Raw genomic sequence first — 13761 nt, 5'->3', positions numbered from 1 at the left:
TGTTCAATTTCCTTTCATCTTTTTACGCATTGTTTTCATAAAACTTTCCTTGCTCAGCTTGATCAGTTTTGCTGTCTGAGCCGAACGTCTGATACAGACTTTCTCACCTGTGACAAGAGTCGTCTGCTCTGCTCCGTCAAAGCAAAGAGAAACTTGTTCCTGTCTGCCGTAACGACCTTCGCACACTTCCACCTCGATCAGGTCATCGGCTGACAGCACGACGCTGCTTGTATTCAACGCATGAGAACAGATCGGCGTAATCACAATCATCTTCGCCGTCGGCTCAACAATCGGTCCTCCTGCAGACAGATTATACCCTGTACTTCCGGTAGGAGTCGATATAATCACCCCATCTGCATGATAAGTATTCAGCAATACTCCATTTACATATATATTGAAACTGACGATTCGAACTTTTCCTTCCCTTGCAAGAACAATATCATTTACCGCCAAATCTTTGCGCGAATTCCGAAAACTTCCTTCCAGCATCATCCGTTCTTCGACAGCAGGTGTCTGTGAAAACAGATAATCCAGCGCACTTTCGAAATCTTTCAGATCTACATCTGTAAGATATCCCAAAGTTCCCAGATTAATTCCAAGCAAAGGAAGACTTCTCTCCCCGAGATCTCTGATCGCACGGATCAGCGTTCCGTCTCCCCCCAATACAAGACCGCACTGAACTTCTTTCGGAACAGTTCCCGGAAGAATATGTCCCTCACTGTCTTTTTCTGAAAGGAAACATTTTTTGCCTGAAGCAAGAATATACTGTTCGATCCGGTTTGTAATCTCATAATCTTTATCTTTTAATTTATTTGTAATAATATAAAAGCAATCCATTTTATTCCTCTTGTCTTCACAAACACAGCCTGTCTATTACACGAAGGCGTGTCCTTTTTTACTTTGCCAGTGTCTCGAATGCTTTGTCTGAAACAGCGGCAGGATCAAGTCCGCCGATATTTTCTCCTGTTTCCTTCCCGCTTTTTTTCAGATGAATCAGATACTCTATATTCCCCTCCGGCCCTTTGATCGGAGAAAAATCAAGCGCACACAGATCAAATCCAATCGACTGGGCATAATCCATAACCTTTTGGATTACTTCCAGATGTGTGCTCTTTTCTCTTACTACGCCCTTCTTCCCTACTTTTTCTCTTCCAGCCTCAAACTGCGGTTTTATAAGAGCAACAATCTCACCATCTTTCGTCAAATAATTGCGGATCGGTTCTAACACTTTCGTCAGCGAGATAAATGACACATCAATAGAAGAAAAATCAATTTCTTCTCCCAAATCTTCTGGTGTCACATATCGGATATTTGTTTTTTCCATGCAGACAACTCTCGGATCATTTCGGAGTTTCCAGTCAAGCTGTCCTCTGCCTACATCGATTGCAAATACTTTTTTTGCACCGTTTTGCAGCATGCAGTCTGTAAAGCCTCCTGTTGATGAGCCGACATCCGTACACACTTTATCGTTTACACTGACGTCAAAGTTTGCAATCGCCTTCTCTAATTTCAGACCGCCTCTGCTCACATACGGAAGCGTATGCCCCCGCACTTCAATATTGACCTCCAAAGGAAATGTACTTCCTGCTTTATCTTCTCTTTGTCCTTCTACAAAAACATTTCCGGACATAATAATTGCTTTTGCTTTTTCCCTTGATTCCGCCAGATTTCTCTTCACAAGTAATACATCCAAGCGTTCCTTCATCTTCTTTTCCTTTCAGTTACCCCAAAATTTCTTCTATCTGTTTTACAATCGTCTCTTTATCAAGCCCGACTTCCCGTCGAAGCAGGTCTACATTTCCATGTTCCACATAATCGTCGGATATTCCGAAATTTTTCACCCGCACACGGAGCCCTTCCTTCGAAATATAATCAAGAACCTGCTCTCCAAAACCGCCTGTAAGCACGTTTTCTTCAATCGTCACAAACAACTCATGATTCTCCGACAATTTTTTCAGCATCTGCGTATCAAGTGGTTTTACAAACCGGGCATTCACAAGAGAACAGCCATATCCTTTTTCTTTCAGCTCTTTTCTTACCTGATCTGCAATCTCCGCCATATGACCTACAAACAGAACTGCAACCTTTTCTTCTTCATAAAGCAGCTCGCTTTTTCCATAACTAATTGGACTGCGGAACTGCTGCAGTCCTTCATACGCTGCTCCTCTTGGATAGCGCACGGCGATCGGATACGGAAAATCAACTGCAAATCGGATCATATCTGCCATTTCCCATCTGTTTTTCGGAGAGATAACCGTCATATTCGGAATCGTTGACAAAAACGACAGGTCAAACACTCCCTGATGCGTTTCTCCATCACTTCCGACAAGTCCTGCCCTGTCTACCGCGATCACAACCGGAAGGTTTTGCAGACAGACGTCATGCAACGTCTGGTCATAAGCTCTCTGCAAAAAGGACGAATATACTGCAAAAACCGGCTTCATCCCTCCTGCCGCAAGTCCCGCCGCAAAGGTCATCGCATGTTCTTCTGCAATCCCTACATCAAAGAACCGATTCGGAAAATGTTTTGCAAACGGTGCAAGTCCGGTTCCATCCGCCATTGCAGCCGTAATCGCCGCAACGCTCTCATCTTTTTTTGCAATATCAAGCAAAACTTTCGAAAAAACTTCCGTATACGTATCCGGACCCTTCGTTTCTTTCGCATCTCCAGTCTCCAAATCAAACGGTCCGGTTCCATGGAAACGAGCCGGATTTTCTTCTGCAGGAAGGTAGCCTTTCCCTTTCTTTGTAAGTACATGCACTAAAACTGCATGATCTACCCGTTTTGCTTCGCGGAACACACGCACCATTTCTTTGATGTCATGCCCGTCTACAGGTCCAAGATAAGTGATCCCCATATCTTCAAAAAACATTCCCGGAACAAACAACTGCTTAATTCCGCTTTTGGTTTTCTTGATCCTGCTGACGATCCTGTTTCCCGTTCCGGGAATTTTCTTCAGCGTATCTTCTACACCTTTTTTTAAATCTGTATATGCCTGGGCTGTTCTCAAGCCGCCTAAATATTTTGACATGCCTCCCACATTTTCTGAGATCGACATGTTGTTGTCATTCAATACGATAATAAAATTACTTTTCAAACGAGAAGCATTGTTCAAAGCCTCAAACGCCATTCCTCCGGTCATCGCTCCATCTCCGATCACCGAAACAACACTGTATTTTTCTCCTTTTAATTCGCGTGCCGCCACATAACCCAAACCCGCAGAGATCGATGTGGAACTATGTCCGGTATCAAAAGCGTCACATTCGCTTTCTTTTCGCTTCGGAAAACCACTCATTCCGCCATATTTACGAAGATCGTCAAACCCATTCTTTCTTCCGGTAAGAAGTTTATGGGTATACGATTGATGTCCCACATCCCAGATTAACTTGTCCTCAGGGAAATCCATCGTCAGATGCAGCGCCATTGTCAACTCCACAACACCTAAGTTGGAAGCTAAATGCCCTCCTGTACAACTGATCTTATCAAGCAGGAATTTTCGAATTTCATCTGCAAGTTCTTTCAACTGTGTCTGATCAAGTTTCTTTATATCATTCTCTTTCTGGATCATTTCAATTATCATGACTGATCCTCCTAGTTCTATTTTTCTCTGTATACAAGCTGCCGAAGCAATTCTTCCATAAAACCGCACTCTTTTCCGAGAGAGCGAAGTTGTTCTGACGCTTCTTCTGTCAAACGTGCCGTCTCTTCTTTCGCCTTTTCCAAACCTTTCCATGTGACATAAGTCGTTTTTTCATTTTTTTCATCACTATGTACCGGTTTTCCGAGTATCTCAGTTGTGCTTGTCACATCCAAAATATCGTCTTGTATCTGGAATGCCAGTCCTACTTTTGATGCAATCTCTTCCATCTTCCTAACGTCTTCTTCACTTGCTCCTCCAAGGATGGCTCCGATCATTACGGAAGACTCAATAAGTGCTCCGGTTTTCAATTTGTAAATAAACATCAAAAGTTCTCCTGAGATCTTATGACCTGCCGACTTTACATCAACGACCTGTCCCCCGATCATCCCGTAAATTCCGGCTTTTCCTGCCAGTATCTGAAGCGCTTTTCCGATAAGGGCAGCCTTTTGAGGCTCTGTCTCAAACGCTGTGCAGGCTGTCTCAAACGCATAGTTCAGTAATGCGTCCCCTGCCAAAATTCCCATATCTTCCCCGTACACAACATGTGTCGTCTTTCGTCCTCTTCGGTAATCGTCATTATCCATTGCCGGAAGATCATCATGCACAAGCGAATATGTATGGATCATCTCAATCGCTGCCATAAACGGCTCGATAACCGTTCCTGTTCCTCCGAACAGATCAAACGTTTCCTTCATAAGCATCGGTCGAAGCCGCTTCCCGCCTGCCATCAAACTATATTCCATCGCCTCTTCAATTATACGCTGATGTCCCTCTTGTTTTGGAAGATAGTTCTGTAAAACTTCTTCTATTTTTTCTGTTCGTTTTCTACACTCTTCCTTAAAATTCATCTGTCTCTCCATTCTGATCAAGCACAAGAACCTTTTTCTCTACTTCATCGATCGATAAACTGCATTTTTTCAGAAGTTCCATCCCCTTATTATATAAATCAAATGTTTGTTCCAAAGTAATCTCTTCGTTTTCCATCTTTCCGATCAGTTCTTCCAAATTCCTGAACATTTCTTCGAGATTTTCTTTCTTTTTCTCTGCCACTTTAACCTCCGCGATCCTTCCTATCCGTGAACCATCGTTTCCGTATTTTGAACCTCTGCTTCAAGCTTTCCGTCGCTTACAAAAATCTCAAGTTTTTCTCCGCGCTTTACCTGGTTTACGGATCGTATATTTTCCCCTTCTTCCGATCTTACATAAGAATACCCGCTGTCAAGTTTCAAAAGCGGAGAAACCCGCTTCATCCGCTCTACATTCAGCGCCAAACGATGTTTTTCTTTGATCAGCTTCCGCTCCATAAGATCGCGCAGCCTATTCTCCATATCTGCCGTAAACTGCCTGTTTTCATCTAATTTTCTCCGGGGATGAAGCATCTTCAGGCGCATTGAGAAATGCTCTGCCTTCACCCGATATCTGCTGATCTGTGTTTCTGCTAAGCGAACAAGCTGATCTTCATATCCCGCCATTTTCCGTCTGCACTCACGGATCTCATACACAGCCAGCTCCGCTGCTGCCGAAGGAGTCGGCGCTCTCAAATCAGCTACAAAATCTGATATCGTAACATCCGTTTCATGACCGACTGCCGAAATGATCGGAACGGAGCACTCAAAGATCGCACGGGCAACCGCTTCCTCGTTAAACGCCCACAGTTCTTCAATACTGCCTCCGCCTCTGCCGACAATGATGACATCCACACCCCTTTGTTCCAGCATCCGGATTCCTGTTATAATACTTTTTGCCGCTCCCTCTCCCTGCACAAGAGCCGGATAGAGAATGAGCTGAACGTACGGATTTCTCCGTCCTGCAACGTTTATAATATCTCTGACTGCCGCCCCTGTAGGAGCCGTCACAATCCCGACAGTTTTTGCATAAGCTGGAATGGGCTGTTTATATTCATCGGAAAACATCCCCATCTCATAAAGTTCCTGCTTAAGCGCCTCAAACTTTTCGTAGAGCGCCCCTGCTCCGTCCAATCTGATTTCCCGCGCATAAAGCTGATATTTCCCGTCTCTTTCATATACGCTTACCGAGCCAAACACAATAACCTGCTGTCCATTTTTCAGTGTAAAAGAAAGTCCCGCTCTGGAACCTGCAAACATAACACAGGCGATCGTGCCGGACTCATCTTTCAAAGAAAAATAAATATGTCCCGATGTGTGATATTTGCAGTTAGAAATCTCTCCTTTTACATAGATACGGTTCAGCATGAAATCTTGTGTAAACATATTCTTGATATAAGAATTAACCTGCTTCACTGTATAAATGTTAGACATTTTTACGACTCCTGTTTTGCAAATTTTGCAAGCACACCATTCACAAAGGACGGACTGCTGTCCCCTCCGAAGCGTTTTGCCAGTTCGACTGCTTCGTTGATTGCAACTTTGTCAGGAACATCCTCGTCCCATTTTATCTCATAAACTGCCAACCTCAAAATTGACAGATCGACTTTGTTCATTCTTGTCGTTTTCCATCCTGTTGCATTCTCATTCAAAAGTTCGTCGATTTCTTCTGTATGTGACACGACTGCCTCATACTTATTCTGTATATACTGTTTATCTTTCTCTTCGGCATCTTCCAGCGTCTCGAAATAATAGTTCATATTTTCCGCCATAGCAGCAGAATCATTAAATTCAACCTGGAAAAGCATTTTAAATATATGTTCCCGAAGTTCCGTTCTTAACATAGTATTTCCTCTCTATCGTCTTAATCATCATCTGGCAGTCCGCACAGCTCTTCTTTTGTGCTTATATCCCTTTTCTGATATAGGTATCTTTCTGAAACCGTCGGTCTGCAATATTGAAAAAGGATGTCTTGCGACATCCCTTAGTATCAATGTCAAGGGCGGTACGCCTCATCATACATGGCAGCTCAAAAGCAGATCAGTCCTGTTTCTCCATCTCTACTCCGGCAACCTTAATATTGACATCCGCAACCTCAAGCCCCGTCATATTCTCAACTGCATTTTTCACCTTTTCCTGCACTTTTTTCGTCACTTCCATGATACTGTAATCATATTTCAGGTTCAATGCGAGAGAAACAGTAACAACTCCTTCCAGCACATCCACCTTTACTCCTTTTGACAGGTTCTTAATTCCCAGCTTTCCGATCACTTCATTTGTGATATTTCCCGCCATAGAAGCGACGCCGTCTACTTCCGTAGCAGCCAAAGCCGCGATGATCGCAACAACTTCATCCGCGATCTTCACTTCGCCTAAACTCGCATCATTTTGTATTGTATAAGTATTTCTTTCGTCCTTAGCCATATTCAAAACCTCCCGTTTTGTATAATCTCTTTTCTCATTATAACAAATCTCTATCCGTTTGCAAAGAAAAAGTTCACTGCCTGTCAAACCCGCATTTTAAGATCTTCCAAATTCCGAAAGCACAAGACCTTCATTTCTTTCAAGGGTCATTCGAATACTCCACTCATGGATAAACAAAAGAAGCGGACGGTCTTTCAAATCTTTGATCTTCTTCATATCTGACGTTCCGCTTATACGGTCGAGATCCGTATCCACACTTTCAATCCAGCGAATATACTCATACGGAAGATTTTCAAGAAGAATTTCTACGTTATATTCATTTTTCAACCGGTATTTCAACACATCAAACTGCAGGACGCCGACAACACCGACAATAATTTCTTCCATTCCCGTATTATATTCCTGAAAGATCTGAATTGCACCTTCCTGCGCGATCTGATTGATCCCTTTGACAAACTGTTTTCTCTTCATCGTATCAACCTGGCGCACTCTTGCAAAATGTTCAGGCGCAAATGTCGGAATCCCTTCGTAGGCAAATTTTTCTTTCGATGCTGTAAGTGTATCTCCGATTGAAAAAATACCGGGATCAAATACACCGATAATATCTCCGCCATACGCTTTCTCAATAATTTTTCTTTCACTGGCGATCATTTGCTGAGGCTGAGAAAGTCTTACGTCTTTTCCTCCCTGAACATGATACACGCTCATTCCCGCATCAAAAGCTCCTGAACAAATACGCATAAACGCGATCCTGTCTCTGTGCGCTTTATTCATATTCGCCTGAATCTTAAATACAAAGGCAGAAAAGTCTTTTTCTTCCATTGGATCGATCGCTCCGTGATCCGACATTCTCGGCAGGGGTGACGTCGTCATGGCAAGGAAGTGTCTCAAAAATGTTTCCACCCCGAAATTAGTCAGAGCAGAACCAAAGAATACCGGAGAAAGTTCTCCCTTATCAACAAGCTCCTGATCGAACTCCGCCGACGCACCGTCTAAAAGTTCAATTTCTTCCATGAGAGTTGTCTTCGCTTCATCTCCGATCAGCCAGTCAATCTCAGGATTGTTCATCGCAACAACTTTCACTTCTCCTGTCGTCGTTCCTTTTCTTGTATCCGAGAACAGCTCTACTTCTTTTTTTTGGCGGTCATACACTCCTTTAAACCCTTTTCCTGATCCAATCGGCCAGTTTACCGGGCAGGTTGGTATCCCAAGTTCTTTCTCGATATCATCCAAAAGGTCAAACGTATCTTTCGCATCCCGATCCATCTTATTGATAAATGTAAAGATCGGGATATGGCGCATGGCGCATACTTTAAACAATTTTCGCGTCTGTGCCTCTACACCTTTTGAAGCATCGATTACCATAACTGCAGAATCCGCCGCCATCAGCGTCCTGTAAGTATCTTCTGAGAAATCCTGATGTCCCGGTGTGTCAAGGATATTGATGCAATATCCGCCATAATTAAACTGAAGAACAGAAGAAGTAACCGAAATACCTCTTTCCTTTTCGATTTCCATCCAGTCTGACACCGCATGTTTTGCTGTCGCCTTTCCTTTGACGGACCCCGCCTGATTGATCACTCCTCCATATAAAAGAAATTTTTCCGTCAGCGTTGTTTTTCCCGCATCCGGATGAGAAATAATCGCAAATGTTCTTCTCTTTTTTATTTCATTCGTTATCTCTGACATATGTTTCTTTTCTCCTAATGCTTATAAAATGCATCTGTTCGTTCTTTTATTTTTCCCGGATCGTCTCCGGACATACCAATTTAGTTTAGCATATCTTCTAAAATACTTCAACTGCGGGATTTCTTCTTCATCTTATATCAGAATGACTGAACCACCTCTCTACCGCCGCGTATACCTCCTCCTATTCATGGATTGGAGTAATCACGATATTTTCTGGGGCAATCTCTGTCTTTCTTGTCACGATATCCTCAATCTGCGCTCGATTTGCATCTGTTAATTCCTCTGCTTTGACAACAATATCTGCTGAATTTTCATCAATACTCACCACTGCCTCCGAAAATCCCTTCGACGCCATCATTGTCTCTATGGCAGCTTCCTGTTCTGCAATCTCTGTCATCTGTACAAGCTGGGATACCGCTTCTTGTTTCTCTGCTTCACTCAAATTCGTATTGTCTATGATTGCCTGCAATGTTTCTTTATTTTGCGCCCGCACCTGCTCCCTTGTTACTTTTGCCTGCGCAACCGTCGTCTCTGCAGCACCGTTTGTAAGCACTGCTTCCCCCGGCGTGCCTTCTACTTCCGAATCATTGCTTGCAATCTCATCTCCTACCGTCTCCACATCTTCTTCCGAAATATCGAGAAGCTCCTGATTGGCAAGATCTGCATTTGCCTCTTCTGCCCCTCCGTCCTTCTCAGGGAATATTTTCCCGGAATAGTTCAAATATCCCGCCACTGCGATCATCACTGCCAGCGCAGCAATGATAACCTGATTTTTCTTAAACACTTTCTTCACTTTACAAGCCTCCTTTTTTATGTATCAGTCCCGTTTCATTATTTTTATCTTATGCGCCTCTACGCCGAATAATGCCTGTACCGCTTCTGTAAGATTCCTTGCTACAACCGCATCACCCCCTCCGTCTGCGATTACGATCACTCCACCGATCTCCGGCGTCAGTTCCTTGCTTACATACGGGACAGATGCCCCGTCCGCTGTTTGTTCATATATACTGATCTTCTCGGAAGCTGTTTCTGATTCCGTTCTCTTCCCCTGTTCTTCCCCTGTCTCTTCTATTGTCTGCGTACTCCCTGTTTGATCTTTTTCAATCAGCCTCTGACCATTTGACTTCAAAGTAACCATAACAGTGACCTTTCCTGCTCCTTTCACCTGTGATAAAACACGCGCTGTTTTTTCTTCCAAATAAGTTTCATACTCCCCTGTCTGCCATGTTTCTTTCCCTTCAGGCTCTCCGGTATTTTCTTCTGTTTTTCCGCTTTTCCATGACGAAGATCCGCCGGTTGGGAGAACAATCACAAATAGAAGCGCCCCAAGCAGGAAAAGGATGAGAAACGTATTTTTCTTCGGAAGCTTCTCTCCATTTTTTAATGCTTTTATATAGTCTCCCGCTTTTTTCAGATCCATCTTCGTCACCTCCTGTCCGCACTTTCTGTTTCTCTGTCTGTTCTGAGATTATTGACAGCTTCCGTTTTCTCATCTTCTTCATAACTTATATAATTTTCAAGCATTTCCTCGTAAGATCTTCCTGCCTCTTCCAACATTTCCCTCTCTTTTTTTTCAATCTGATCGTTATAGATTGTTCCGAATGTTTCTTTCATGCCAAACACACTTAAAACAGGCATGAAAAGAAGCACGATCAGCACAAGTCCCGAAAAGAAGCGAATATACTTTTCATAATCTTTTCCCGGAATCGCATGCATCACTGCAGTTACTACAACAAGATATGCCACAATGTTCTGAAGCCACCCGTACACTTGATCAAACATTTCCTTTCTCCTTTTTCGAAAACTTACGCCAGATTTCTTTTTCGTCTTTTATGTTGTTGCTCCTGCTACAACAGCGATCGTAAGTAAAAACAAAAATCCAACTGTAAAAATAACAGAAACAATCATCTCATATCCTTCGCTCATTCCACGAATGCATGCCGTAATCCTTTTATCTGATACAGGCTGCACCGCTGCCGCCGCCATCTTATAAAGCAGAGCGCACAGAAGCATTTGTAAAAGCGGGACAGCGCAAATCAGAACTGCAATAAATGCTCCTCCCATTCCGATTCCATTCTTAATCAAGACAATCGCTCCCAACGTCACTTCCGCCGCTCCGCCCATCACATTTCCGACCCACGGAATCGCCTCCGCAGTCCTCGTAAGAGCACTCCTTTTCACCAGATCCACAGCCGGAGCCAGCAGCCCCTGTACAACATTCACGCCAACAACACATGCCGCCATTGTCCGAAGGATCCATGTAACAATCTTTTTCAACAAATCCGCAAACTCAGAAAACAGATCTTCTTCCGTCAGATTTCCGAGTACCTGGACCATAATATAAATATGGATAACCGGAAACAGAAACCGCACGATCACAAGCTCTACAATATAAATCAGAAAAAGTATCATATTATAAAAAAACAGCGAAGTTACACTTCCCGATGCAAAAGCAACAGCCAGAAAATACCCCGGACAAAGCACCCTCATAAATGCAGTAAGAGACTCCACTTTTTCTCCGATCCCATGAACTGCCGTTTGAAAAGACATCAGACAAAGAGTGATCAGAAGCATATAAATCACATAAAAACTCATCTCCGAAATCTGTCTGCTTTGAAACGCTCCTGCGAAATTACTGAAAACAGCCGCCAGAACAGCGATCAAGATTACATAAATCAATATTTTTTTACTGTATAAAAACTCATAAGCAATCTCATCCTTTAAATATCCTGCGACTGTCTCCAATATTTCGCCAGAGTTTCCGGATATAAATGAAGATACAACTTCTTCAAAAGAGATTTTTTCTTTCGGAAATAACGCCGATACGCTTTTCTCAACTTCTTTGAAATCAAATTCTTCTAAAAGCTCCGCACCGATTCCTTCTGTACTTTTTTCTTTTGTTTCAAATACAGATTCTTCTCCAACCTCTTTTTCCCACTCGTCCGCATTAACGATCCTCGTGCCGAACCCAAACACAAGCAATGTCAAAAGCAACGTGAAAAGAAATCTCGCTTTTCTCCCTCTCATGAAAGAAACTCCCTGATCGTTCCAAGCAGCGCCGTAAGGATCGGCATCCCAAGCGCCAGTATTGTCAGTTTCCCAAACGTTTCAATCTGTCCTGCTATTGTCTGATATCCTGCATCTTTACAAATTCCTGACGCAAATTCTGCAATATAAGTAATTCCAAGCATTTTCAAGATCACAGAAAAATAACTTGTCTCTATTTTGGAATATGACACAAGATCTTTGACCGTACGAACAAAAATACCAAGTCTTTCTGAAATGAGCACAAATAAGATCACACTCACCGCCACGCTTACATACACCCCATATTCTGACTTATTTCCTTTTAACTGCACTGCCAGCATTACCCCGATGACCCCTATCATTCCTGCCTGTATCACGCTCACCTGCTTCGCACCCTTTCTTTTCCTCTCTTATTTTTTCAGATTCTTTTTTTGCACCGCGCATCATAAAGAAAACAGCTGCCTGACAGTCCGAAAGAGATCATAAATATAAGGAAGTACCCACGACAACACAAGAATCAGTCCGGCCAGACTGGCAAGAAACGCCTGTTCCTCTCTTCCGCTGTGTTTTAATACCTGACTTAAAATAGAGACAAGTATTCCCACTGCCGCAATTTTAAAAATAAGACTAATATCCATAGTTCCTCCTGCCTGTGCCGGATCAAATCAAGATTACGATAAAAAACAAACCTGTCATAACGCCAAGACACCTTCCAACCTTCACCTTCGATGCCAGATCCGCTCTCAGCTTCTCGATTTCCAAGTCCATTTTGTTCAGATACATCACCATTGCCCGATCAGAAAGTTCTTTTTCAAAGATTCCGAGAAACGTTCCCGGTTCTTTCACCAGAATCTTATGTTCATCTTTCAAACCAAGCGTTTCCAGATACTTGTCCGTACATCTGTTCCATACTCTGGCAAAACCTGCCGCATCACGGGATTCCATTTCTTCTGCTGTCTTTTTCAGCCATCTTCTGTATGGCTCTTTTATTCGGGAAGATACACTAAGAAAAACTTCAGGAAGAGGCGCATAAGTATACGAAATCTCCCCTCTGATCAAGCCAAATACATAACGCAGATAAATCATATTCTGCAAATATCTCTTCACTTCGTTCCCGTATACATATCCGGCTCCCGCAGTTGCCGATAAAATCAGGATCCCGCCCATTACTTTCTGCACAAAACACTCCCCCGCTCATCATAAATTCCCCGCACCTGTCCCGGATGACCGTCATTTCCAAGCACAATATATCTTTCAAACATTTTTCTCCGTATCAATTCTCCAAGCACCGGTTTTCTTGAAGCTTCTTCCATATCCAATCCATGTACGCTGGCAATCAGTTTACAGCCGCACTGCATCGCATACTCGATCGCATGAATATCTTCTGCCGTTCCGATCTCGTCAACTGCCACGACTTGCGGAGACATAGATCTTATCAACATAATCATCCCATCCGCCTTCGGACAGCAGTCCAAAATATCCGTCCTCATGCCGAGTCTGTTCTGCGCGATTCCCATATAACAGCCTCCTATTTCCGAACGTTCGTCAACCACACCAACCGAACAGCCTTTTACATATTCGTTTCCATCTGATATCTGGCGGATCAAATCCCGCAGAAGCGTTGTTTTACCGCAGCATGGAGGCGATATGATCAATGTGTGGCATACCATTTTATTTTTCGTAATATATGGAATGAGTTCGTCAGCGCATCCGATGACCTCATGGGCAACTCTTATATTAAGCGATGATATGTATTGTATATTTTTCACTTTTCCACGATCAATAATTACTTTTCCGGCAACTCCCACTCTATGGCCTCCCTCCAATGTCAAAAAACCCTGCCGCAATTCATTTTCATAGGCATATAAAGAATATTTGCTCATATATTCTATCGTTTCTTTTATTTCCTCTTTCGTAACAATGTGCGCTTTTTCTGCCGAAGGCAGGATCTTCTCTTCCCCGCCGCTCATAATACTAAGCGGCTGTCCAATCCTCATTCTTATTTCCTGAAGCGCATTTTCTTCCGTTATATGTGTTTGCACGATTGCCCGAACGCTTCTTGCCAAGACGTCTGACACCTGTGATCTTCTATTCTCTCTTTTTTCCATCTTGTCCACCTCTTTACACAATATATG

The 13761-nt window shown here is 43.1% G+C and carries 17 protein-coding genes; all 17 read right to left on the bottom strand.

From position 1 onward, the window contains the following. Positions 1 to 3 precede the first annotated feature (3 nt). The 17 genes from RCH61_RS01540 to spoIIIAA all read right to left on the bottom strand — a co-directional run bounded on the left by RCH61_RS01540 (position 4) and on the right by spoIIIAA (position 13734). The gene (locus RCH61_RS01540; protein WP_306479671.1) at positions 4 to 837 is read right to left on the bottom strand and encodes an NAD(+)/NADH kinase; all 834 of its coding nucleotides are present in this window, start codon (positions 835 to 837) and stop codon (positions 4 to 6) included. 58 nt (positions 838 to 895) lie between these two features. Then, complete coding sequence (locus tag RCH61_RS01535; RefSeq protein ID WP_306479670.1) at positions 896 to 1705, bottom strand: TlyA family RNA methyltransferase; 810 nt, start codon at positions 1703 to 1705, stop codon at positions 896 to 898. A 16-nt stretch (positions 1706 to 1721) separates the two neighbouring features. After that, positions 1722 to 3581 (bottom strand): 1-deoxy-D-xylulose-5-phosphate synthase, encoded by a 1860-nt coding sequence (gene dxs / locus RCH61_RS01530; RefSeq protein ID WP_178006890.1) that lies wholly within the window; start codon positions 3579 to 3581, stop codon positions 1722 to 1724. 17 nt (positions 3582 to 3598) lie between these two features. After that, positions 3599 to 4489, bottom strand: a complete 891-nt coding sequence (locus RCH61_RS01525) for a polyprenyl synthetase family protein (RefSeq protein WP_178006892.1) — start codon at positions 4487 to 4489, stop codon at positions 3599 to 3601. After that, the gene (gene xseB, locus RCH61_RS01520) at positions 4479 to 4691 is read right to left on the bottom strand and encodes an exodeoxyribonuclease VII small subunit (RefSeq protein ID WP_178006894.1); all 213 of its coding nucleotides are present in this window, start codon (positions 4689 to 4691) and stop codon (positions 4479 to 4481) included. The genes RCH61_RS01525 and xseB overlap by 11 nt, the downstream gene beginning before the upstream one ends. Before the next feature lie 20 nt (positions 4692 to 4711). Beyond that, complete coding sequence (gene xseA / locus RCH61_RS01515) at positions 4712 to 5920, bottom strand: exodeoxyribonuclease VII large subunit (protein WP_306479669.1); 1209 nt, start codon at positions 5918 to 5920, stop codon at positions 4712 to 4714. Between the two features lie 2 nt (positions 5921 to 5922). Then, positions 5923 to 6330 carry a transcription antitermination factor NusB gene (gene nusB, locus RCH61_RS01510; protein WP_306479668.1) on the bottom strand — a complete coding sequence of 136 codons (408 nt, stop codon included), beginning with the start codon at positions 6328 to 6330 and terminating at the stop codon, positions 5923 to 5925. 196 nt (positions 6331 to 6526) lie between these two features. Beyond that, positions 6527 to 6910, bottom strand: a complete 384-nt coding sequence (locus RCH61_RS01505; RefSeq protein ID WP_306479667.1) for an Asp23/Gls24 family envelope stress response protein — start codon at positions 6908 to 6910, stop codon at positions 6527 to 6529. A 96-nt stretch (positions 6911 to 7006) separates the two neighbouring features. Then, entirely contained in the window at positions 7007 to 8599 is a 1593-nt protein-coding gene (locus tag RCH61_RS01500; RefSeq protein ID WP_306479666.1) for a peptide chain release factor 3, read from the bottom strand. 181 nt (positions 8600 to 8780) lie between these two features. Then, entirely contained in the window at positions 8781 to 9392 is a 612-nt protein-coding gene (locus tag RCH61_RS01495; RefSeq protein WP_178007145.1) for a SpoIIIAH-like family protein, read from the bottom strand. A gap of 24 nt (positions 9393 to 9416) precedes the next feature. Further along, positions 9417 to 10019: a stage III sporulation protein AG gene (locus RCH61_RS01490; protein WP_178007143.1), complete on the bottom strand. Its 603-nt coding sequence runs from the start codon at positions 10017 to 10019 to the stop codon at positions 9417 to 9419. 5 nt (positions 10020 to 10024) lie between these two features. Further along, on the bottom strand, positions 10025 to 10381 hold the full coding sequence (locus RCH61_RS01485; protein WP_178007142.1) for a stage III sporulation protein AF: 357 nt from the start codon (positions 10379 to 10381) through the stop codon (positions 10025 to 10027). Between the two features lie 48 nt (positions 10382 to 10429). After that, a complete protein-coding gene (locus tag RCH61_RS01480) occupies positions 10430 to 11626 on the bottom strand; it encodes a stage III sporulation protein AE (RefSeq protein WP_178007139.1) in 1197 nt (398 codons plus the stop codon). Then, complete coding sequence (locus RCH61_RS01475; RefSeq protein WP_178007137.1) at positions 11623 to 12009, bottom strand: SpoIIIAC/SpoIIIAD family protein; 387 nt, start codon at positions 12007 to 12009, stop codon at positions 11623 to 11625. The genes RCH61_RS01480 and RCH61_RS01475 overlap by 4 nt, the downstream gene beginning before the upstream one ends. Before the next feature lie 60 nt (positions 12010 to 12069). Further along, positions 12070 to 12264 (bottom strand): stage III sporulation protein AC, encoded by a 195-nt coding sequence (gene spoIIIAC, locus RCH61_RS01470; RefSeq protein WP_004847818.1) that lies wholly within the window; start codon positions 12262 to 12264, stop codon positions 12070 to 12072. Between the two features lie 22 nt (positions 12265 to 12286). After that, on the bottom strand, positions 12287 to 12805 hold the full coding sequence (locus RCH61_RS01465; RefSeq protein WP_178007135.1) for a stage III sporulation protein AB: 519 nt from the start codon (positions 12803 to 12805) through the stop codon (positions 12287 to 12289). Then, the gene (gene spoIIIAA / locus RCH61_RS01460; protein ID WP_178007133.1) at positions 12793 to 13734 is read right to left on the bottom strand and encodes a stage III sporulation protein AA; all 942 of its coding nucleotides are present in this window, start codon (positions 13732 to 13734) and stop codon (positions 12793 to 12795) included. The genes RCH61_RS01465 and spoIIIAA overlap by 13 nt, the downstream gene beginning before the upstream one ends. Between the last annotated feature and the right edge of the window lie 27 nt (positions 13735 to 13761).

The organism is Mediterraneibacter sp. (genome assembly GCF_030825015.1).
Taxonomy (GTDB): domain Bacteria; phylum Bacillota; class Clostridia; order Lachnospirales; family Lachnospiraceae; genus Mediterraneibacter.
The sequence above is the reverse complement of the archived record's forward strand: the minus strand, read 5'-3'. Positions and strand labels throughout refer to the sequence as shown.

Bases quoted from the DNA above. Each gene is read 5' to 3' on its own strand.
- RCH61_RS01540 (WP_306479671.1), bottom strand. From the start codon at position 837: ATGGATTGCTTTTATATTATTACAAATAAATTAAAAGATAAAGATTAT.
- RCH61_RS01535 (WP_306479670.1), bottom strand. From the start codon at position 1,705: ATGAAGGAACGCTTGGATGTATTACTTGTGAAGAGAAATCTGGCGGAA.
- dxs (WP_178006890.1), bottom strand. From the start codon at position 3,581: ATGATAATTGAAATGATCCAGAAAGAGAATGATATAAAGAAACTTGAT.
- RCH61_RS01525 (WP_178006892.1), bottom strand. From the start codon at position 4,489: ATGAATTTTAAGGAAGAGTGTAGAAAACGAACAGAAAAAATAGAAGAA.
- xseA (WP_306479669.1), bottom strand. From the start codon at position 5,920: ATGTCTAACATTTATACAGTGAAGCAGGTTAATTCTTATATCAAGAAT.
- nusB (WP_306479668.1), bottom strand. From the start codon at position 6,330: ATGTTAAGAACGGAACTTCGGGAACATATATTTAAAATGCTTTTCCAG.
- RCH61_RS01505 (WP_306479667.1), bottom strand. From the start codon at position 6,910: ATGGCTAAGGACGAAAGAAATACTTATACAATACAAAATGATGCGAGT.
- RCH61_RS01500 (WP_306479666.1), bottom strand. From the start codon at position 8,599: ATGTCAGAGATAACGAATGAAATAAAAAAGAGAAGAACATTTGCGATT.
- RCH61_RS01490 (WP_178007143.1), bottom strand. From the start codon at position 10,019: ATGGATCTGAAAAAAGCGGGAGACTATATAAAAGCATTAAAAAATGGA.
- RCH61_RS01485 (WP_178007142.1), bottom strand. From the start codon at position 10,381: ATGTTTGATCAAGTGTACGGGTGGCTTCAGAACATTGTGGCATATCTT.
- RCH61_RS01480 (WP_178007139.1), bottom strand. From the start codon at position 11,626: ATGAGAGGGAGAAAAGCGAGATTTCTTTTCACGTTGCTTTTGACATTG.
- spoIIIAC (WP_004847818.1), bottom strand. From the start codon at position 12,264: ATGGATATTAGTCTTATTTTTAAAATTGCGGCAGTGGGAATACTTGTC.
- spoIIIAA (WP_178007133.1), bottom strand. From the start codon at position 13,734: ATGGAAAAAAGAGAGAATAGAAGATCACAGGTGTCAGACGTCTTGGCA.